14 protein-coding genes are annotated in these 21,682 nt (G+C 71.2%); 10 read left to right on the top strand and 4 right to left on the bottom strand.

Annotated elements, in window-relative coordinates; translation table 11 throughout:
* The first annotated feature begins 51 nt into the window (after window positions 1–51).
* The 4 genes from EV284_RS22565 (at window position 52) to EV284_RS22550 (ending at window position 5,942) form a co-directional block, all read left to right on the top strand.
* Window positions 52–843 carry an ATP-binding cassette domain-containing protein gene (locus EV284_RS22565; RefSeq protein ID WP_161149124.1) on the top strand — a complete coding sequence of 264 codons (792 nt, stop codon included), beginning with the start codon at window positions 52–54 and terminating at the stop codon, window positions 841–843.
* Complete coding sequence (locus EV284_RS22560) at window positions 840–2,156, top strand: sugar ABC transporter permease (RefSeq protein ID WP_130337063.1); 1,317 nt, start codon at window positions 840–842, stop codon at window positions 2,154–2,156. Before EV284_RS22565 ends, EV284_RS22560 begins: the two co-directional genes overlap by 4 nt.
* A gap of 211 nt (window positions 2,157–2,367) precedes the next feature.
* A complete protein-coding gene (gene dxs / locus EV284_RS22555; protein WP_130337061.1) occupies window positions 2,368–4,296 on the top strand; it encodes a 1-deoxy-D-xylulose-5-phosphate synthase in 1,929 nt (642 codons plus the stop codon).
* 146 nt (window positions 4,297–4,442) lie between these two features.
* On the top strand, window positions 4,443–5,942 hold the full coding sequence (locus tag EV284_RS22550) for an amino acid permease (RefSeq protein WP_242625780.1): 1,500 nt from the start codon (window positions 4,443–4,445) through the stop codon (window positions 5,940–5,942).
* A gap of 30 nt (window positions 5,943–5,972) precedes the next feature.
* On the opposite strand, the gene EV284_RS22545 is transcribed toward EV284_RS22550, so the two are convergent.
* A complete protein-coding gene (locus tag EV284_RS22545; protein ID WP_130337057.1) occupies window positions 5,973–6,365 on the bottom strand; it encodes an NTP pyrophosphohydrolase in 393 nt (130 codons plus the stop codon).
* A 72-nt stretch (window positions 6,366–6,437) separates the two neighbouring features.
* Here EV284_RS22545 and EV284_RS22540 point away from each other — a divergent pair, with 72 nt between their 5' ends.
* Entirely contained in the window at window positions 6,438–7,457 is a 1,020-nt protein-coding gene (locus EV284_RS22540; RefSeq protein WP_130337055.1) for a hypothetical protein, read from the top strand.
* Window positions 7,458–7,485: 28 nt separating this feature from the next.
* On the opposite strand, the gene EV284_RS22535 is transcribed toward EV284_RS22540, so the two are convergent.
* A complete protein-coding gene (locus tag EV284_RS22535) occupies window positions 7,486–8,556 on the bottom strand; it encodes an LCP family protein (protein WP_130337053.1) in 1,071 nt (356 codons plus the stop codon).
* 615 nt (window positions 8,557–9,171) lie between these two features.
* Between EV284_RS22535 and EV284_RS22530 the strand changes: the two genes are divergently transcribed.
* From EV284_RS22530 to EV284_RS22510, 5 genes are all read left to right on the top strand, one after another.
* A complete protein-coding gene (locus EV284_RS22530) occupies window positions 9,172–10,878 on the top strand; it encodes a stealth family protein (protein WP_130337488.1) in 1,707 nt (568 codons plus the stop codon).
* 80 nt (window positions 10,879–10,958) lie between these two features.
* A complete protein-coding gene (locus tag EV284_RS22525) occupies window positions 10,959–11,825 on the top strand; it encodes a hypothetical protein (RefSeq protein WP_130337477.1) in 867 nt (288 codons plus the stop codon).
* An 8-nt stretch (window positions 11,826–11,833) separates the two neighbouring features.
* Window positions 11,834–14,704, top strand: a complete 2,871-nt coding sequence (locus tag EV284_RS22520) for a stealth conserved region 3 domain-containing protein (RefSeq protein WP_130337051.1) — start codon at window positions 11,834–11,836, stop codon at window positions 14,702–14,704.
* A gap of 84 nt (window positions 14,705–14,788) precedes the next feature.
* Complete coding sequence (locus EV284_RS22515; protein ID WP_130337049.1) at window positions 14,789–16,792, top strand: PIG-L family deacetylase; 2,004 nt, start codon at window positions 14,789–14,791, stop codon at window positions 16,790–16,792.
* Window positions 16,793–16,865: 73 nt separating this feature from the next.
* Window positions 16,866–18,254, top strand: coding sequence for a hypothetical protein (locus EV284_RS22510; RefSeq protein ID WP_130337047.1), 1,389 nt, complete (start codon window positions 16,866–16,868; stop codon window positions 18,252–18,254).
* A 59-nt stretch (window positions 18,255–18,313) separates the two neighbouring features.
* Here the strand turns inward: EV284_RS22510 and EV284_RS22505 are convergent, their stop codons facing one another.
* Together EV284_RS22505 and EV284_RS22500 are read right to left on the bottom strand one after the other, a co-directional pair.
* The gene (locus EV284_RS22505) at window positions 18,314–20,443 is read right to left on the bottom strand and encodes a 3-hydroxyacyl-CoA dehydrogenase NAD-binding domain-containing protein (RefSeq protein WP_130337045.1); all 2,130 of its coding nucleotides are present in this window, start codon (window positions 20,441–20,443) and stop codon (window positions 18,314–18,316) included.
* The gene (locus EV284_RS22500) at window positions 20,440–21,657 is read right to left on the bottom strand and encodes an acetyl-CoA C-acyltransferase (RefSeq protein ID WP_030802710.1); all 1,218 of its coding nucleotides are present in this window, start codon (window positions 21,655–21,657) and stop codon (window positions 20,440–20,442) included. The genes EV284_RS22505 and EV284_RS22500 overlap by 4 nt, the downstream gene beginning before the upstream one ends.
* Between the last annotated feature and the right edge of the window lie 25 nt (window positions 21,658–21,682).

Here is a 21,682-nt window from a genome sequence, read left to right as displayed (position 1 = left end):
AATTCCCCCAAACTTCTGCACAACCTCCCGCCGGGTCAGGCGGCGAAGGAGATGGTTCACGTGTCCGCTACGCCCGTGCTGGCGTTGCGCGGAGTCTCCAAGCGATTCGGTGCCGTCCAGGCGCTCACCGATGTCACGCTGGAGGTCCACGCCGGTGAGGTGGTCGCCCTGGTGGGCGACAACGGTGCCGGAAAGTCCACGCTGGTCAAGACGATCGCCGGCGTGCACCCCATCGATGAGGGTGTCATCGAATGGGACGGCAAGACCGTCCAGGTCAACAAGCCGCACGACGCCCAGAACCTGGGCATCGCCACGGTGTACCAGGACCTCGCGCTGTGCGACAACATCGATGTCGTCGGCAACCTCTACCTGGGCCGGGAGATCCGCCGCGCGGGCGTCCTGGACGAGGTCGAGATGGAGCGGCGCTCGCGTGAGCTGCTGGACCAGCTCTCGATCCGCATCCCCAGCGTCCGTATCCCGATCGCCTCGCTCTCCGGCGGTCAGCGCCAGGTCGTGGCCATCGCCCGGTCCATGCTCGGCGAGCCCAAGCTGGTGATCCTCGACGAGCCGACCGCCGCGCTCGGTGTCGAGCAGACCGCCCAGGTCCTCGACCTGGTCGAGCGGCTGCGGGAGCGCGGCCACGCCGTGATCCTCATCAGCCACAACATGGCCGACGTCAAGGCCGTCGCCGACAAGGTGGCCGTGCTGCGCCTGGGCCGCAACAACGGCGTCTTCGAGGTCAAGTCGACCTCGCAGGAAGAGATCATCTCCGCCATCACCGGCGCCTCGGACAATGCCGTCACCCGTCGTGCGGCGCGCACCAATGGGGAGATCAAGAAGTGAGCATCGAGAAGACCTCCACGCCTCCGGGTGACGCCGCCCCCGAGCCCTCCACCGACGCCGCCGCGGTGAACCCGGAGGCCGCCCCCGGCGCCGGTGTCGCCGTCGACCCCCGGCTGCTGGTGCGCGAGCAGGGACTCGCGGGCTACGTGGGCGAGTTCAAGCGCAAGATGAAGGCCGGCGACCTGGGCTCCATGCCCGTCGTGGTCGGACTCATCGTCATCTGGATCATCTTCCAGAGCCTGAACTCCAACTTCCTCACCGCGGGCAACCTCTCCGACATCTCCGTCGCCATGGTCGGCACGGGCATGATCGCCGTCGGTATCGTGTTCGTCCTGCTGCTCGGCGAGATCGACCTCTCGGTCGGCTCCCTCTCCGGTGTCGCGGGCGCCACCTTCGCGGTGCTCAACATCACCCACGGCATGAACGAGGTGCTGGCCTTCGTGCTGGCGATCCTCACGGGCACCGTCGCCGGCGCCATCCAGGGCTTCTTCTTCGCCAAGATCGGTGTGCCGGCCTTCGCCGTCACCCTGGCGGGACTGCTGTTCTGGAACGGCCTGATGCTCAAGGTGCTGGGCGACAACGGCACGATCAACCTGAACAGCGACGGGCTGGTCGCCAACCTGACCAGCTACTACTTCTCCGACGTGGCCGCCGCCTACGGCCTGGCCGCCGTGGTGACGGTGCTGTTCTTCGTCAGCTCCTTCCTCGGCAACAAGCGCCGGGACGCCGCCGGGGTGCCGTCGAAGCCGCTGAGCGAGATCGTCCTGCGCACGGTGCTGCTGGGCCTGGTCTCCTTCGCCGTGGCGATCGTCTTCAACCAGTACAAGGGCCTGCCGCTGGCGGTCGTGATCTTCGTCGCGGTCCTCTTCGTCACCGACTTCGTGCTGCGCCGCACGGCGTACGGCCGCAAGGTGTTCGCGCTCGGCGGCAGCGTCGAGGCGTCCCGCCGTGCCGGTATCAACGTGGACCTGGTCCGCATCTCGGTGTTCGCCATCTCCGGCACCTTCGCGGCGCTGGGCGGTCTGTTCATCGCCTCCAAGATCGCCTCCGCCAACCAGGGCGCGGGCGGCGGTGACCTGCTGATGAACGCCATCGCGGCGGCCGTCATCGGCGGCACCTCCCTCTTCGGCGGCCGCGGCCGCACCTGGAACGCGCTCCTCGGCGTGCTGGTCATCGTCTCGATCCAGTACGGCCTCGCCCTCCAGGGCATCCCCTCCCCGGTGCAGTACATGATCACCGGTGGCGTCCTGCTGGCGACCGTCGTCATCGACGCGGTGACCCGCAAGACCCAGAAGTCGGCCGGCCGCGCGTAAGCTCGGCAGGCTTGGCAGGAGCCCGGCGCGACGGAGCGCCGGGCTCCCGCGTTTTCCCTGGTCGCATCCCCGCTCGTGGGGGGTGCGGCCGTTCGCGTGACCCGTGGGGGAGCCCAGGGGGCACCGCCCGGCCATCGGCCGCCGGGGCGGAACATTAGACTCATCAAGCCCGGCAACAGCTCGATCAGCTCATACTTGCAAGGAGGCACGGGTGCCGCTGCTGACCCGCATCACGGGACCGCGCGATCTGGACCGGCTCAGCCTGGAGGAGCTGAACCAGCTTGCTGAGGAGATCCGGACCTTCCTCGTGGAGGCCGTGTCCAAGACCGGCGGTCACCTCGGCCCCAACCTCGGTGTGGTGGAGCTGACCATCGCCCTGCACCGCGTCTTCCACTCGCCCGCCGACAAGGTGCTGTGGGACACCGGCCACCAGTCCTACGTCCACAAGCTCCTCACCGGACGCCAGGACTTCTCCCGCCTGAAGATGAAGGGCGGCCTCTCCGGCTACCCGGCGCAGAGCGAGTCCGAGCACGACGTCATCGAGAACAGCCACGCCTCCACGGTGCTGGGCTGGGCCGACGGCATCGCCAAGGCCAACGAGCTGAAGAAGTCCGACGACCGCGTGGTCGCGGTCATCGGCGACGGCGCGCTGACCGGCGGCATGGCCTGGGAGGCGCTCAACAACATCGCCGAGGCCAAGGACCGCCCGCTCGTCATCGTCGTCAACGACAACGAGCGCTCCTACGCGCCCACCATCGGCGGCATGGCCAACCACCTGGCCACCCTGCGCACCAGCGACGGCTACGAGCGCTTCCTCGCCCGCACCAAGGACCTGCTGGACCGCACCCCGGTCGTCGGCCGCCCGCTCTACGACACCCTGCACGGCGCCAAGAAGGGCCTGAAGGACTTCATCGCCCCGCAGGGCATGTTCGAGGACCTCGGCCTGAAGTACGTCGGCCCGATCGACGGCCACGACATCGAGGCGCTGGAGTCGGCGCTGGCGCGCGCCAAGCGGTTCGGCGGCCCGGTCATCGTGCACTGCCTCACCGAGAAGGGCCGCGGCTACCAGCCCGCCCTGCAGGACGAGGCCGACCGCTTCCACGCCGTGGGCAAGATCCACCCCGACACCGGCCTGCCCATCGCCTCCTCCGGCGCCGACTGGACCTCCGTCTTCGGCGAGGAGATGGTGCGGCTCGGCGAGGAGCGCGAGGACATCGTCGCGATCACCGCGGCCATGCTCCAGCCGGTCGGCCTGGACAAGTTCGCCAAGCGCTTCCCCGAGCGGGTCTACGACGTCGGCATCGCCGAGCAGCACGGCGCCGTCTCCGCGGCCGGCCTCGCGCACGGCGGGGTGCACCCGGTCTTCGCGGTGTACGCCACCTTCCTCAACCGCGCCTTCGACCAGGTCCTGATGGACGTCGCCCTGCACAAGTGCGGCGTGACCTTCGTCCTGGACCGGGCCGGTGTCACCGGCACCGACGGCGCCTCCCACAACGGCATGTGGGACATGTCGATCCTTCAGGTCGTGCCCGGCCTCAGGCTCGCCGCCCCGCGCGACGCCGACCAGGTCCGCGCCCAGCTGCGCGAGGCCGTCGCCGTCGAGGACGCGCCGACCGTGGTCCGCTTCTCCAAGGGCGCCGTCGGCCCCGCCGTACCGGCCGTGCGCCGGGTCGGCGGCATGGACGTGCTGCGCGAGCCGGGCACCGAGCGCCCGGACGTGCTGCTGGTGTCCGTGGGCGCGCTCGCGCCGATGTGCCTGGAGATCGCCACGCTGCTGGACAAGCAGGGCATTTCCACCACCGTCGTCGACCCCCGCTGGGTCAAGCCGGTCGACGAGGCGATGGCCCCGCTCGCCGAGCGGCACCGGGTCGTCGTCACCGTCGAGGACAACAGCCGCGTCGGCGGCGTCGGCTCCGCGATCGCCCAGGCGCTGCGCGACGCGGGCGTGGACGTGCCGCTGCGCGACTTCGGCATCCCGCCCCGCTTCCTCGACCACGCCTCGCGGGCCGAGGTCATGGCCGAGATCGGACTGACCGCCCCGGACATCGCCCGCCAGGTCACCGGTGTGGTCGCCAAGATCGACGGCCGCTTCGGCCAGGGCGCGGAGGCCATGGACTCGGTGGAGTCCGCGCGCGACTGACCACCCGAACGCCACGCTCCCGGGCCGGTTCCGCTGCCTTCTCAGGTGGCGGAACCGGCCCGGTTGCGTGAACCTGCCATTGCCGGGGCACCCGCACCCCGTCCCTCTCGATCATGTCGAGGACGACAAGCGTGGGAGGTAGGCACGTGAGCACGCTCTTCCGTACGAAGAACGTCGAGCAGTCCATCCGGGACACCGAGGAACCGGAGCACTCGCTCAAGAAGTCCCTCTCCGCCCTCGACCTGACCGTGTTCGGTGTCGGTGTCATCATCGGCACCGGCATCTTCGTGCTGACCGGTCAGGTGGCGAAGAACAACGCGGGCCCGGCGGTGGCCATCTCCTTCGCCGTCGCGGGCGTGGTCTGCGGCCTGGCCGCGCTCTGCTACGCCGAGTTCGCCTCGACGGTCCCCGTGGCGGGGTCGGCGTACACCTTCTCGTACGCCTCGCTCGGTGAACTGCCCGCCTGGACCATCGGGTGGGACCTGGTACTGGAGTTCGCGCTCGGCACGGCGGTGGTGGCGGTCGGCTGGTCCGGGTACATCCGGTCGCTGTTCGACAGCTGGGGCTGGCACCTGCCGGCGTACCTGTCCGGACGGGACGGCGCGAGCGGGTTCGGTTTCGACATCCTGGCGGCGGCCCTGGTGCTGCTGCTCACCTGCGTGCTCGTGGTCGGCATGAAGCTGTCCGCGCGGATCACCTCGGCCGTCGTCGCCATCAAGGTGGTCGTCGTCCTCATCGTGATCGTGGCGGGCGCCTTCTTCGTGAACGGCGACAACTACAAGCCGTTCATCCCGCCGGCCCAGCCGCAGGAGGCGGGCGCGAGCCTCAAGGCACCGCTGATCCAGCTCATGTTCGGCTGGGCCCCGGCCAACTTCGGTGTGATGGGCATCTTCACCGCCGCCTCGGTGGTGTTCTTCGCGTTCATCGGCTTCGACATCGTCGCCACCGCCGCCGAGGAGACCCACAACCCGCAGCGGGACATGCCGCGCGGCATCCTCGGCTCGCTGCTCATCTGCACGGTGCTGTACGTGGCGGTGTCCCTGGTCGTCACCGGCATGCAGAAGTACACCGAGCTGTCGGTGGAGGCGCCCCTCGCGGACGCCTTCAAGGCGATCGGGCATCCCTGGTTCGCGGGCATCATCAGCTTCGGTGCCGCCGTCGGCCTGACCACGGTGTGCATGATCCTGCTGCTGGGCCAGACGCGGGTGTTCTTCGCCATGAGCCGCGACGGCCTGCTGCCCCGCTTCTTCTCCCGCGTCCACCCGCGCTTCCGCACCCCGCACCGGCCGACCATTCTGCTGGGTGTGATCATCGCGATCATCGCGGGCTTCACCAGCCTCAGCGAACTGGCCGAACTGGTCAACATCGGCACCCTGTTCGCGTTCATCGTGGTCGCGATCAGCGTGATCATCCTGCGCAGGACCCGCCCCGACCTGCCCCGCGCCTTCCGCACCCCGCTGGTCCCGGCGCTGCCGATCGTCTCGGTGTGCGCCTCGCTGTGGCTGATGCTGAACCTGCCCGCCGAGACCTGGCTCCGGTTCGCCATCTGGATGGCGATCGGCTTCGTCGTGTACTTCCTCTACGGCCGCACGCACAGCCGCCTGGCCCGCGAGGAGCAGCCCGAGGAGACCCCGAAGGCGACCTGAGCCGGGCGCCGGTCCGCGCCGCGGAAGCCCTCAGCCGAGGGCCGTACGCGGACCGGCGACGTCGGCGCCCAGCGCGCCCACCCGGCGCCGCAGCTCGCGGTCGGCGGTCACCACCAGGCGGTCCCGGTCGGCGGACCCGGCGACCAGCTCCACGATCCAGTCGTCCCCGCTGCCCGGTGCGGACTCCACCCGCACCCCCGGCACCGACTCGACCCCGCGCGCCGCGCCCTCCACCACCAGCACGATCTCCGCCTGGTCGGTCCGCCCCGGCAGCCCGTCACTGGCCAGCCGGTCCCGCAGCCGCTCGGCGGCCCCCTTGCGGTCCTTCCACCAGCCGTCCGGCCGCGAGCCCATCACGTTGGCACAGTCCACGATCGCCAGCAGGGGATCGTCCTGACCCGGAACACCCTGTACGTCGTCCATGGGGCCAGGGTCCCACGGGAGCCGCGCGGGGGCGCGGTCCGGAGCTTTGAGCAGGCAGCTTATGGTGATGCGGTGAACGGCGACTGGCTCATACGCGGCCGCGACGGCCGGCTCGGTGTCTACCAGCCCACGGACGACGGCGTCCTGTCACGGGCGGAACACCGGCCCGGCGGCGGCTGGTCCGCCCCGCGCAGGGTGGGCGGCGAACAGAAACTGCGCCCCGGTCTCGGAGTGGGGCAGGGCGCCGACGGCTATGCCCACCTCGTCTCCTGGCACCCGGCGGCCGGCGGCCAGGCCGTGCTGACGCACTCCACGCACTACCGGCCCGACCTCACCGCCATGGACTGGGCCCCGCTCGGCCACCCCAACCGCAAGGGGACCGCCACCTCCGACCCGGCGGTAGCGGTGGACCACCAGGGCCGGGCCCATGTCTTCGTGGTCAACGGCGGCCAGGGCCTGAGCATGATCGCCCAGCGGGAGAAGGGCGGCTGGGCACCCTGGCGCGATCTGAACGGCTCCCGGGTCCAGAACGGCCTGGCCGCGGTGACGGGTGAGACCGGCCTGGTCGCCGTCTACGGGGCGGTGCCCGGCGGCATCGTGCACTGGGCCCAGGAGAAGCCGGACGGGCAGATCACCATGACCGAGTCACTGGATGCGCGGGTCAGGCCCGGCACCCTGGCCGCGCTCGCCACCTCCGAGCAGCACACGACCGTGTTCTACACGGACACCGAGGGCATGGTCTGCGCCTGGCGCCCCGGCCGGTCCCCCCTGGCGCTGCTGCCCGCGGCCGGTCCCGGCCCGACGAGCGCGGTGCGCTGCCGGCTCGACGGTCACGATTGCACCGTGCTGGCGCAGCGCGCGGCGAGCGGCCGGGTGGCCATCGCCGCGTATCCCACGGAGATGGAGTCGGCGGGGGCCTGGTGGGCCGAGTCGGGCCCGGTGCTGCCGGAGGACGCGCGGGTCTTCCTCGCGGGCGACGCCGGCCTCGGCAGGCTGACCGCGGCCGCGCTGTCCCCGTCGGCCGGGCGGCTCGTCCTCACCCACCGCAAGGACGAGCCGGGTCTCGCGCTGGAGCCCTGGCGGGAGGTCTGACCCCCGCCCTGTCGTGACGGCGCCGTCCCTACGGGGTGGCGCCGCCGCGCGCGGGCGACTTCTTGGCCGACTCGGGGATGGTCCCGTCGGAGCGCAGGGCCGTCCAGAGCTGCTTGGCCTGGGGCTCGGCGGCCACCACGCGGTTGGGGTCCTGGGTGTCGTACTGGACCGGCAGCATGATCGTCTCCATGGTGGAGGTGTCGACGCCGTTCATGCTGCGGCTGAACTCGGCCAGTCTGGTGAGGGAGGCGAGCCCGGAGTCGGTGGTGAGCGCGGTGGTGAGGTCGTCGGCCACGGCGTACGCCTTGGTGGGGCTGCCCATCAGGTCCTGCTTCTTGATCTCGGCGAGCAGGGCCATCAGGAACTTCTGCTGCATGCCGATCCGGCCCAGGTCGCTGCCGTCGCCGATGCCGTGCCGGGTGCGGACGAACTGGAGCGCCTGGGTGCCGTCGAGGCGGTGGGTGCCGGCGGCGAGGTCCAGCCCGCTGGAGGAGTCGTGGATGTCGCGGTCGACGGTGACGGGCACGCCGCCTATCGCGTCGACCAGGCCCTTGAACCCGGCGAAGTCGATCTCCACGAAGTGGTCGAGCCGCACGCCCGACATCTTCTCGACCGTCTTGACCACACATGCCGGACCGGCCGCGGAGTACACCGAGTTGAACATGACGCGGTTCGCCGACGGCAGCTTCGTCCCGTCGTCCTTGACGCACTCGGGGCGAGTGACGAGGGTGTCGCGCGGGATGCTGACGGCGACGGCCTGCTTGCGGCCCTCGGGTATGTGGATCACCAGCGCGGTGTCGGAGCGGGCGCCGGCGACATGCCCGGTGTCCAGCCCGGCGTTGGCCCCGGCACGCGAGTCGGAGCCGAGGACCAGCACGTTCTGCCCGGAGGTGGGCAGCTTGGCGGGGCGGTCGTCGCCGAGGGACTTGTCGAGGTCGACGCCCTTGATGTTGCCGTCGAGCTGGCTGTACATCCAGTACCCGGTCCCGGCACCGGCCACGACCAGCACCGCCAGGGTGAGCATGACCCACCGTCCGGTCCGGCGCCGGCGGGGCGCCTTGGGCGGGCGTGAGCTGTCGGGAGCCTCTGGGGTCGTCATGGCGTCGCTGTCCTCGTTCACTGGTGCCGGGAAGTGCTGGGTGCTCGGGTCAGACCCGTGACAGGCCACGTGCGTTGTGCGGCAGTGGCGCGCATCACACGACATGTCCGTGCAGGTCGGGAGCCCGGGTGGGGCGGTCCGGCGCTCCGGTGGGGCATCCCTGCTCACGGCTGATCAGTGTGGGCTGTGTGCATATTATGTGATGGCGCGATCTGTCCCCGTCGCGCCGGGGCGATTCTCGCGTGACGCGGACTCAGCGGAGCTCCGCAGGTTGTACCGGTGTGGGATGAATGACAAGAGTCCCCGGATACCCATGCTCTTCTGGACAGTCGGCAAACCAGATGTAAACATTCTGTGTGATCGCAAAGGCTCGGTGAGTCGTAGTCATCACCGCGCGAGCGGGGGGCGTCGGCGGTCCGGTGACTGCGGCGATGAGGGCGACGGTCGCGGTCGAGGGTGGGGTGGCCACCGGGGCGTTCTGCTTCGGTCCGAGTTGGATGGTGTGGAAGTCGGGTGAGCCTGAACAACCCCGAGGCGAGCGCGCTCGTGTCGACATATCGATCTGTCATTCCGGCGGGAGCGCGGCGCTGGATCGTGCGACGGGTACCCGGCTCGATGCGTACCTCGGTGAAACGTTCCCTCGCGTCCGCCGACGCCGTGCGCTCCGCCGCCGTCGTCCGGGCCATGGAAGGCCGGCGCGGCGCGGGCGTGGACACCGCCGACGGCGTGCGACGCGTCGTCAAGGTGGCCGGCAAGTTCCTCCGCGCGGTCGAGGTCCCCGGAGCCACCGAGTGGGCCGCCCGCGCCCGCAACCTTCATCTCCTCGTCTCCTTCCTCGAAGAGGCCGGACTCGACTACTTCTGCGTGCGCGGCACCGGCTCCCCGCGTCTGCCGTGCGTCGCCGTACCCGCCCGGCTGCGGGCCCGGTTCGAGGAACTGCTGCGCCTCGCCTTCGCGGAGTACCCCGGCTACGTCGGCGCCGGCAACCCGGTGCAGCTGCGGCCCGGCAGCGCCGCGGCGAGCTGGCGCGCGCTGCGCGAGAAGCCGGTGCTGCGCGTGGTCTGGATCGTCAGCGACCCCAGCGGGAACCTGGTGTTCGGTGCCGAGTCCGGCTGTGAGATCGAGTTCTGGGACGAGCGGGACGGCACGCTCGTCGCACCGCGCCCCAACAAGGTGGCCACGGAGATCCCGGCGGACGCCGGTCGGTGCTGGGGGGAGCAGAAACGATTCAGCGTGGTTCCCGGGCTCTACACCACCGGCCACGCCCGCACCGTGCCGGAGTTCCTCGCCGCGCTGCCGGACGACCACCTCTTCCCGATCGACGTGGTCTACACCTGGGTGGACGACTCCGACCCCGTGTGGCGCCGGAACCGCGAACGCGCGCGCGGGCACCTGACCTCGTCCGGAAACGGTGAACTGCACGAGCAGGCCGCCAACGACTCCCGCTACACCAGCCGGGACGAACTGCGGTACTCGCTCCGCTCGATCCACCAGTACGCGCCCTGGGTGCGCGACATCTACCTGGTCACCGCCGGACAGGTACCCGCCTGGCTGCGCACCGACCTGCCCGGTCTCCGGGTCGTGGACCACCGCGAGATCTTCGCCGACCCGAGCGCGCTGCCGACCTTCAACTCCCACGCGATCGAAAGCCAGTTGCACCACATCCCCGGACTCTCGGAGCACTTCCTCTACCTGAACGACGACGTGTTCTTCGGTCGTCCCGTCGAGCCGGGCCACTTCTTCCATCCGAATGGACTGACCAAGTTCTTCCAGTCCAAGGCGCTCATCCCGTCGGGCCGGGCCAGCACCGACGACCTGCCGGTCAACGCGGCCGGCAAGAACAGCCGGGGCCTGATAGCCCAGCAGTTCGGCACCGTCATCTCCCAGAAGATGAAGCACACCCCGCATGCTCTGCGGCGCAGCGTCCTCGCGGAGATCGAGCAGGTCTACGACAAGGCGCACCGCGTCACCCAGCACTCCCGCTTCCGCTCGCCCAGCGACGTGCCGATCGCCTCCTCGCTGCACCACTACTACGCCTACGGCTCCGCCCGGGCCACGGTGGGCGACATCCGCTACGTCTACGTCGACCTGGCGGACCGGCTGGCCCAGCGCCGGCTGGACAACCTGCTCGCCCGCCGCAACTTCGACACCTTCTGCATGAACGACACGGTCACCGCCGCCGATCCCGAAAAACAGGCCCACATGGTCGCCACCTTCCTGGACACCTACTTCCCGGTGCCCAGCCCCTACGAGGCTCCGGCGCAGGCACGCCAGTCCCGGCGCCTGCCGAGCCGAGGAGAGCTGGGGGTCACCACCCCGTGAGTACCTCCTCTGCCCGCGCCGCAGGCAGCCGCCTCGGCCGCCGCCTGCTGGCCCTCGCGTTCGCCGTGCGCACCCGGCTCATGATGGGCCTCTTCGTCCCCCTGCGCCGGCGGCGTACCGCCGCGCTGCGCTACGCGGCCATCCTCGACGGCCAGACCGTCAACCTGCACGCCCAGCTGCCGCCCTCGGCGGGGATGCCGGAGCACGCCGAGGTCGTCCTGCGCCGACGCCGCCGCACGTACCCCTGCGAGGCGCACCTCCACCAGGGCCCGGCGGGGGAGACCCTGGTCGACGCCGCCGTACTGCTCGGCGCCGAACTCGGCGGCGTACCCGTCTCCGGCGGCCGCTGGCGGATGACCCTCCGCGTGCGCACCGGGCGCCGTACCCGCACCCTGCCGCTGCTGCTGCTCGATCCGCCCGTCCCCTACGCCGGACCGACCAAGCCCATGGCGGCGTCCCCGGTGACCGGCGACCGGCACCGGCTCAGCCGCTCCTTCCGGGGCACCGCCCGGATCGCCAGCACCGCCGCGCAACCCGCCGTCGAGGTCGCCAAGGTGCACCTCGGGCACGCCGGGGTCAGCGTCGACTTCCGGGTGCTGGGCACCCGTGCCGATGCCCCGTGGGTGGAGTTCGTCGCGTCCGGCCGCCTGGTCGAGCAGCCCGTCTCCGCACTGGGCGGCGGTGTCTTCCGGGTCGACGTCCCGCTGGACCGGATGCCCCCGCGGGGCAGCCGCCCCGACCACTGGGAGGTGCGGCTGCGTGACGGCGCCGGTCTGTCGCTGCGGCTGGGGCGCCGCCTGCACGACGTACGCAACCCCCGGCGCGTCTTCGCCATGCGCCGGCTCGCGGTCACCCCGCCGGGCCACTCCACCATGATCGTCCAACCGCGCTACACCCCTGCGGGCAATCTCCGGATGACCTGCACGCGTATGCCCGAGGCAGGCTGAACCGACAGATGAAGATCACGTTCCTGCTGACCACGGCCGACGCGGTCGGCGGCACCGAGCGGGCGGTGTTCAACCAGGCCTCCGAGCTGGCCGCGCGGCACGACGTGCGGGTGCTGAGCGTCTTCAAGAGCAAGACCGAGCAGTTCTTCACCCCGGACGCGCGGGTCCGCGTCGACTACCTGATCGACCTCACCGCCGGGACACCCCGCCCCCTGAGGCCCACCTCGGTGGAGAACGCGGTGTGGGAGGGGCTGGCGGCACAGCCGAGCCAGATCGTCGACCGGTCCTGGGAATCGGCGTTCAACCGGCTCTCGGACCTCGAGCTCGGCCTCGAACTCCAGAGCACCGACACCGACATCCTCGTCACGACCACGCCCGCGCTGATGGCGCTGGCCGTCCACTTCGCGCCGGCGCACGTCATCACCGTGCACCAGGAACACCGGGTCTCCGAGCTGCGCGGCACCAGCGGCGAGCCACTGCGCCGGTACGCCGCCCGGCTGGACGCCCTCGCCGTGCTCAGCGAACGCACGCTGGAGTGGTTCGCCGAGACCCTGGGGGACGCCGCGCCGCGACTGGACGTCGTACCCAACGCGCTGCCCAGCGGGTTCCGGCCCCGGTCGACCCTCCAGACCCGCACCGTGGTCATCGCCGGACGGCTCGTCGCGGAGAAGCAGATCGACCACGCCGTCGCGGCCTGGGCGATCGTCGCGCGGCACCACCCGGACTGGCAGTTGCGGATCTTCGGCGACGGCCCGCTCAGCGGTGCCCTGCGCCGGCAGATCGACATGCTCGGACTGCACGACTGCGTCCAGCTCAACGGCAACTCCCGGCATCTCGCCGAGGAATGGGCCAAGGCCAGCATCGCCACCCTCACCTCCCGCAACGAGGCGTTCGGCCTGGTCCTCGCCGAGGCACACGCCGCCGGCGTCCCCGTCGTCTCCTACGACTCCCCGAACGGCCCCCGCGAAGTCGTCATCGACGGCCGGACCGGAGTGCTGGTTCCGCCCGGCGACACCGAGGCCCTCGCCTCCGCGCTGATGCTGCTCATCCAGGACGACGGACTGCGCCGCGACATGGGGGCCGCCGCCCTCGCCTCCGTCAACCGCTTCTCGCCCGCCGTGGTCACCGCGCACTGGGAGCGCATCTTCCACGAACTGGTCGCGGAACGCGACAGCGGACGCCGGGCCGTCGCCAAGGCCGAACGCGAGGCGGTGCACGCCTACTACAGCGGTCCCGACGGCATCGTCGCCGCCGCCGCGCCCGCTCCCGCCACCACCGTCCGCACGGCCGACCAGCGCGCCGTCGAGCAGCGGCTGCTCCAGCGCCGCGAACTGGTCGAGGACGGCGGCCAGGTGTGCCGGGTGATGGACTGGGAGTCGCCCTGGGACGGCGTCCAGCGGAACCTGGCCCTGGCGGCCGACGCGCTGGAGGCCGCCTCCATCCCCTACCTCGTGGTGCGCGACAACCTGATCCGGCACACCGTCGCCGTGCACGCCGTGCACCGCGACGCCGTCTTCAAGGCGCTGGGCGAGCACTTCGCCCAGGAGGCGGTCTACGCCGGCGTCCTGAACGAAGGCCAGAAGACGATCGCCACCGTCCTCGCCGGCCTGGTGACCCCGCACGCCGATCCGGCCGTCTCCGGCATCCGGGTGTACCAGAACCTCGTCTCCCACTCGCGGCTGCTGCGCCTGGGCGCGGTCTACGGCTGCACCATCTCCTTCTGGGAGACCGACCCCGAGGACGAGAGCCTGCTCGTAGCCCCGGCCCGCACACTGATCGGTGACCGGGTGCCCCTCAGCGCCATGCGCCGCAGACCGCTCACCCTGGGCGGCCGCGTCTACTCGAGCATCGAGGCGTTCACCCAGCGGCTGCACGGGGACATCGACTTCCCCGTCGACGCCGTCTACACCTGGGTCAACGGGGCGGACGTGAACTGGCTGGAGCGCAAGAACGCCGCCCTCGCCGCCCTGGGCATGGAGACGGAGGACGCGGCCACCAGCGCGGCCCGCTTCCGGGACCGGGAGGAACTGCGGTACTCGCTGCGCTCCATCGACATGTACGCGCCGTGGATACGCAACATCTACCTCGTCACCGACCAGCAGGTCCCGCACTGGCTCGACCTCGAGCACCCGCGCGTGCGGGTGGTGGACCACACGGAGATCTTCGGTGACCGCGGCGCGCTGCCCAGCTACAACTCGCACGCCATCGAGAGCCAGTTGCACCACATCGAGGGCCTGGCCGAGCACTTCCTCTACTTCAACGACGACGTGTTCCTCGGCCGCACCCTGCGGCCCGACGCGTTCTTCCTCGGCAACGGCCAGTCCAAGTACTTCATGTCGCCGACCTCCGTCCCGATGGCGCCGGTCGCGGAGACGGACGAGTTCAACGTCGCGGCCGCCAAGAACAACCGGGTCCTGATGGAGCGGGAGTTCGGGCAGACGCTCGTGCACACCTTCCTGCACGCACCGCATCCGCTGCGGCGCACCGTCCTCGCGGACATCGAGCGGCGGTACGCCGAACCCGTCTCGGTCACCGCGCGCAACCAGCTCCGCAGCCACCAGGACGTGTCGGTGGCCTCCTCGCTCCACCACTACCTGGGCCACCACACCCTGCGCAGCGTGCCCGGCAGCATCTCCTGCGGCTTCGTCAACGTCGGCCTGAGCGAGCACAAGCCCCGGCTCAGCCGCATCCTCGCGGTCCGGCCGCACGACGTGTTCTGCCTGAACGACTACCACGACGGCGATGTCTCCGAGGAGGAACAGGACGCGATCCTCGCCGCGTTCCTGCCGAGCTACTTCCCGGTGCCGAGCCAGTTCGAGTCCGGCTCGTCGCGCAACCGTCTCGCCCGCCAGGGCCGGCTGCCCGCCTGGCCGCTGTGACACCCCGCCGGACCGTACCCGTACCCGTACCGCCGTCCGCTCGTCCGCCACTGGCCGACGTCCGCAGCTGAGGGGAAAGCCGCCATGCACTCCGCCGAGGGAACCACGCCGCGCCCTTCGCTGCTCCAGGTCCTCGCCCACCCCGACGACGACCTGTACTTCATCAACCCCGACCTCCAGCGCGCGCTGGAGGCGGGGCACCGGGTCACCAGCGTGTACCTGACGGCCGCCGAGGCCGACGGGCGCAACATCGACACCCGCGACCCGCACCGCCTGGACAGCCCACCGGACTACGCCGGTTACGCCGAGGCACGCCAGCAGGGGCTGCGCGCGGCGTACGCGGCCATGGTGACGGGGGACCGGGAGAGCGAGTGGGCGCGTGACGTCGTCTCCTTCGCGACCGGGGTGGCGGCGGAGCGGTCCACCCTGCTCGCGGCGCCCCACGTCCAGCTCTTCTTCTTCGGGCTGCGCATGGTCGACACCCAGCACGGTTTCGGCGCCGACGTGCCGCCCGCCCGGCTGGCCACGCTGTGGGCCGGGCAGTCCGCCACCCAGCTCACCCTGAACGCCGCCGAGTCCCCGCTCGGCCCGGTGCAGCGGATCAGCCGGGACGGCCTGCGCCACTCCCTGGCCGAGCTGCTCCACCACACACGGCCCGACCAGTACTGGACGATGGACCCCGACCCCTGGCACAGCGAGTGGGACGAAGTCCGGGGGCCGAAGTCCAGCGACCACCCGGACCACACGGCCACGGCGCAGTTCGCGCTGGCCGCCCTCGACCAGTACCTCGCCGAGGGCGGCGTCCCCCCGCTCGTCGACCACTGCGTCGGCTACGGCAACAAGCTGGCGCCCAGCAACCTCACCGAGCACGCCTGGGCCGAGAAGAAGCGCGTCATCGAGGTCTACACGGCCGCCGACGGCCACGACTGCCGCCGCCGCCACTGCGGCGACCGGCAGCTCTTTGACGGTTCCGACATCCGCCGCTACGGCTGGAGCACCCGGGCCCGCTACGAGGGCGGCACCGACTGGCTCCACCTCCAGGCCGACGGCCGGCTCGCCGCGTACGCCGTGCTCGGCGACCGGGTCGCGGTCTGGACCGAGAGCGAGCCGGGCAGCGGTGCCTGGGACCGGCCCGTCCTGCTGCCGGGCGGCCGGCTGACCCCGGCACTGTCCGTGGCGCCGGACCGCGACGGCGGGGTGCACCTCGTGGGCATGCGCCGTACGCCGGGGCCGGACGGCCGGGTGGACGTGGAGGTCGTCCGCATGTGGCGGCAGGCCCACACCGGTGCCGCGACCTCGTGGGAGAGCGTCGGCAACCCCAACGAACGGTCCAGGGACTGGCAGCGCTGCCGCGAGGTCGGCGTGCCCGAGGCCGTCGTCGACCCCTCGGGGCGGCTGCACGTGTTCCTGCGGAACTTCGGAGCGGGCATCAGCGCCCGGCGGGAGACCGCCGAGGGCTGGGGCGCCTGGGAGGACCTGGGCGGCCGCGGGATGCAGGACTGCCTGACCGCCGTGCTGAAGTCCACCGGCCGCGTCCAGCTGTTCGCCGCGAACCGCGTCGGCGCCGTGCACTGGTACCAGGACGATGTCTACGGCCCGTACAAGCTCCAGGACGGCGTGACGCAGGCGGACCCGGACGCCTGGCGGCCGGCCGGCGGGATCACCCCCGTGCAGATCGGGCGCTCCCGTATGGCGGTGGTGTACCGCGAGGAGGACTCCGGCGAGGTGATGTGTGCGACGCAGCGCCCCGACGGCCGGTGGAACACCCGCGTCGGGCGGCTCGGCGGCCACGGCGGGACGGGCCGGATCGCGGCGCTGCGGCAGGTCACCGACCGGCACGACACCCTCGTCCTGGCGCGCCGCGACGCGCGCAACGGCCTGAGCGTCGCGACGCTCGCCGCGCAGGGCCGGTTCGAGGCGCCCGAGTGGACCGGCCACGACGTGCTGATGGCCCGTCCGCCCGCCCTCGCCCTGGACCGCGCCGGCCGGGTCGTGGTGGCCGTGCTGGGTAGCGACGCACGGCTCAGGGTGATGCGGCAGAAGGCACCGGACCCCGCCGAGGGCTTCGGGCCGCTGACGATCGTGTGACCGCCGCCCACCGGTTCGGAAGGCACCGGTCCGGCAGGACAACGGCAAGACAGGCGCGACACATGAGGAACACATGAGGAAGATCTGCATCATCGGGAACTCGGTGGCCGCCTCGCGGACCGAGGCGGAGGCACCGCTCGCGGGCTGGGGGCAGTACCTGGGCGAGTTCCTCGGCACGGGCTACGAGGTGCGCAACTACGCCCGCGACGCCATGACGTTGCGGGGCTACTTCACCGAGCGCCTCGCCACGCTCCTCGGCATCCTCGCCCCCGGCGACCTCGTGCTGCTCGCCTTCGGCAGCGTGGAGCAGCGCGTCAACCAGCTCAACCGCCACCACGGCCCGCGCGAGTACAAGGAGTACCTGCGCCTGTACGTCGAGGCCGTACGGGGCGAGGGCGCCGTCCCCGTACTGGTCACCCCGGCGGTCCGCTGCACCTTCGACGAGGCCGGAAACGTCGTCGGCACCCATGACGGATACCCCGCCCTCACCCGGGAGGCGGCGGCCGAGACGGGCGCCGCGCTGCTCGACATGGACGCGTTCACCACGGAGATGATCGCGGAGCTCGGACCCACCCGGGCGCGCCGGCTCTTCCGCTGGCTGGACCCGCGCGAGCACCCCAACCATCCCGACGGCATCATCGACGCCAGCCACTTCAACGACCTGGGCGCCCGCGAGGTGGCCCGGCGCCTCGCCATGAGCGCCCTCGACGTCCCCGGTCTGCCGCGCGACATGATCGACCCGGAGCGGCTGGGCCCCGGCCCGCTGCCCCCGGTGCTCGCCGAGTTCACCGTGAGCCGCCCCGAACTGGCCCTCACCATGGAGCCGGCGCTGCCGGACGGACCGACCGTCGTCTCGCCCGGACCGGGTGCGCTGGTGGGGGTCGCCCGCAAGCTGAGCGGCAAGGCGCCCGCCGGGTCCGACTACGTGCTCTTCTTCGAGCAGGGCCGCTATCTCGGCGGCACCGCCGTCTCCGCCTCCGGCACCTGGCAGTGGCGACGTGTCGTCAACTGGCCGGCGGGCCCGCACACCGTGCAGGTCCTCGCCATCGCGGGCGGCGGCGTCTCCCGCACCACGGCGGTGGACTTCCACGTCCTCGACCGAGTGGAACCGCCGCAGGTCCTGGGCCCGCGGCCCCACGCCTGGTGCGGTCCCCGGCCCCGCTTCTCCGGCACGGCGGCCCGCGGGGTGGAGAAGGTCATGGTGCTCGAACAGGGCAGGCTCATCGCCGAGGCCCCGGTCCAGGAGGACGGGACCTGGCGGGTCACCCACGCCCACGACTGGCGGCCCGGCACCTACACGGTCGAGTTCGTGGCGGTGTTCAGCGCCATCCACTCGGCGCCCGCCTCCCTGACGCTGCGCGTCCACGGCATCCCCGAGGACAACTGGCTGCGCACGTCGCTGGCCTCCCGCGAGCCCTGCTCCGCCGACTGCGCGCACTACCCGGCGATGCCCGCCTGGTGAACGAGAGGAGGGCCCCCGCGCCGCAGCGCCGGGGCCCTCCTCCGTACAACCGGCCGGTGTTACGCGGGCACGCTCGCCACACCCTGCTCCAGGAACCGCTTGCCGTTCACCCGCTCGGAGACACCCTCACGGTCCAGGTACGGCGTGATGCCGCCCAGGTGGAAGGGCCAGCCGGCGCCGGTGATGAGGCACAGGTCGACGTCCTGGGCCTCGGAGACGACGCCCTCGTCCAGCATGAGGCCGATCTCCTGGGCCACGGCGTCTAGGACGCGGTCGCGGACCTGCTCCTCGGTGAGGACGGTGTCGCCCTGCTTGAGCAGCGCGGCGACCTCGGGGTCCAGCTCCGGCTTGCCGCTGTCGTAGACGTAGAAGCCGCGCTTGCCGGCCTCGACGACCGCCTTGAGGTTCGGGGAGACCGTGAAGCGGTCCGGGAAGGCCCGGTTGAGGGTCTCCGAGACGTGCAGGCCGATCGCCGGACCGACCAGCTCCAGCAGCACCAGCGGGGACATCGGCAGGCCGAGCGGCTCGACGGCCTTCTCCGCGACCTCGACCGGGGTGCCCTCGTCGATGACGTTCTGGATCTCGCCCATGAAGCGGGTCAGGATGCGGTTGACGACGAACGCCGGGGCGTCCTTCACCAGCACCGCGGTCTTCTTCAGCTTCTTGGCCACGCCGAACGCCGTCGCCAGCGCGGCGTCGTCGGTCTGCTCGCCGCGCACGATCTCCAGGAGCGGCAGGATCGCGACGGGGTTGAAGAAGTGGAAGCCGACGACCCGCTCGGGGTGCTTCAGCTTCGATGCCATCTCCGACACCGACAGCGAGGAGGTGTTGGTGGCGAGGATCGCGTGTGCCGGGGCGACCGCCTCGACCTCGGCGAACACCTTCTGCTTGACGCCCATCTCCTCGAAGACGGCTTCGATGACGAAGTCGGCGTCCGCGAAACCCTCGGCCTTGTCCAGGACACCGGTGACCAGCGCCTTGAGGCGGTTGGCCTTGTCCTGGTTGATCCGGCCCTTGCCGAGCAGCTTGTCGATCTCGGCGTGGACGTAGCCCACACCCTTGTCGACGCGCTCCTGGTCGATGTCGGTCAGCACGACCGGCACCTCGAGGCGGCGCAGGAAGAGCAGCGCGAGCTGGGAGGCCATCAGACCGGCGCCGACGACGCCGACCTTGGTGACCGGACGCGCCAGCGACTTGTCGGGCGCGCCCGCCGGACGCTTGCCGCGCTTCTGCACCAGGTTGAACGCGTAGATCCCGGACCGCAGTTCGCCGCCCATGATCAGGTCGGCGAGGGCCTGGTCCTCGGCGTCGAAGCCCTTCTGCAGGTCGCCGTCCTTGGCGCCCTCGATGATCTCCAGCGCGCGGTAGGCGGCCGGGGCCGCGCCGTGCACCTTGGAGTCCGCGACGAAGCGGCCCTTGGCGACGGCCTGGTCCCACGCCTCGCCCCGGTCGATCGCCGGACGCTCGACGGTGAGGTCGCCCTTGAGGACCTGCGCGGTCCACAGCAGCGACTGCTCCAGGAAGTCGGCACCCTCGAACAGCGCGTCGGCGATGCCGAGTTCGAAGACCTGCTTGCCCTTGAGCTGGCGGTTCTGGTTGAGGCTGTTCTCGATGATGACCTGGACGGCCTTCTCGGGACCGATCAGGTTCGGCAGCAGGGCGCAGCCGCCCCAGCCGGGCACCAGGCCGAGGAAGACCTCGGGCAGCGAGAACGCCGGGATCGCCTTGGAGACGGTCCGGTACGAGCAGTGCAGGCCGACCTCGACGCCGCCGCCCATCGCCGCGCCGTTGTAGTAGGCGAAGGTCGGGACCGCGAGGCCGGAGAGGCGCTTGAAGACCTCGTGGCCGCCCTTGCCGATGGCGAGCGCGTCCTCGTGCCGCTTCAGCAGCTCGACACCCTTGAGGTCGGCGCCGACCGCGAAGATGAACGGCTTGCCGGTGATGCCGACACCGACGATGTCACCGTCCGCGGCCTCCTTCTCGACCTGGTCGATCGCGGCGTCCAGGTTCGCCAGCGAGGCCGGGCCGAAGGTGGTCGGCTTGGTGTGGTCGAAGCCGTTGTCCAGCGTGATCAGCGCGAACCTGCCCGCGTTGAAGGGCAGTTCGAAGTGGCGTACGTGGGCCTGGGTGACGACCTCGCCGGGGAACAGCTCGGCAGCACCCTTCAGCAGCTCGGTGGTGTTGCTCACTTGTCCCCCTCGAAGTTCGGGTTCTCCCAGATTACCGTCGCGCCCATGCCGAAGCCGACGCACATGGTGGTCAGGCCGTAGCGGACGTCCGGGTTCTCCTCGAACTGGCGGGCGAGCTGCGTCATGAGCCGCACACCGGAGGAGGCCAGCGGGTGGCCGAACGCGATGGCGCCGCCGTACTGGTTCACGCGGCTGTCGTCGTCGGCGATGCCGTAGTGCTCCAGGAACGCGAGGACCTGGACGGCGAACGCCTCGTTGATCTCGAACAGGCCGATGTCGGAGATCGACAGGCCGGCCTGGGCGAGGGCCTTCTCGGTGGCCGGGATCGGGCCGTAGCCCATCACCTCGGGCTCCACGCCGGCGAAGGCGTAGGAGACCAGGCGCATCTTGACCGGCAGGCCGTTCTCGCGGGCGAAGTCCTCGGACGCGATGAGGGAGGCGGTGGCGCCGTCGTTGAGACCGGCCGCGTTGCCCGCGGTGACCCGGCCGTGCACGCGGAACGGCGTCTTGAGGCCGCTCAGGTTCTCCAGCGTGGTGCCGGGGCGCATCGGCTCGTCGGCGGTGACCAGGCCCCAGCCCGTCTCACCGGCCTCCTCGTTGGTGCGGCGCACCGAGATCGGGACCAGGTCCTGCTGGATCTTGCCGTTGGCGTACGCCTTGGCGGCCTTCTCCTGCGAGCGGACCGCGTACTCGTCGGCGCGCTGCTTGGTGATGGTCGGGTAGCGGTCGTGCAGGTTCTCGGCGGTCATGCCCATGAACAGCGCCGACTCGTCGACCAGCTTCTCGGAGACGAAGCGCGGGTTGGGGTCCACGCCCTCGCCCATCGGGTGCCGGCCCATGTGCTCGACGCCGCCCGCGATGGCGATGTCGTACGCGCCGAAGGCGACCGAGCCGGACACCGAGGTCACGGCGGTCAGCGCGCCCGCACACATGCGGTCGATGGAGTAGCCGGGAACCGACTGCGGCAGGCCCGCGAGGATGCCCGCGGTACGGCCGAGGGTGAGGCCCTGGTCGCCGATCTGGGTGGTCGCGGCGATGGCGACCTCGTCGATCTTCTTCGGGTCCAGACCGGGGTTGCGGCGCAGCAGCTCCCGGATCGCCTTCACGACGAGGTCGTCGGCGCGAGTCTCGTGATAGATGCCCTTCGGGCCCGCCTTGCCGAACGGGGTGCGGACGCCGTCGACGAAGACGACGTCCCTGACGGTACGAGGCACGATGGCTCTCCTCCAGGGTGCGGGA

Source organism: Streptomyces sp. BK022 (genome assembly GCF_004217355.1).
Lineage (GTDB): Bacteria > Actinomycetota > Actinomycetes > Streptomycetales > Streptomycetaceae > Streptomyces > Streptomyces griseoluteus.
The sequence above is the reverse complement of the archived record's forward strand: the minus strand, read 5'-3'. Positions and strand labels throughout refer to the sequence as shown.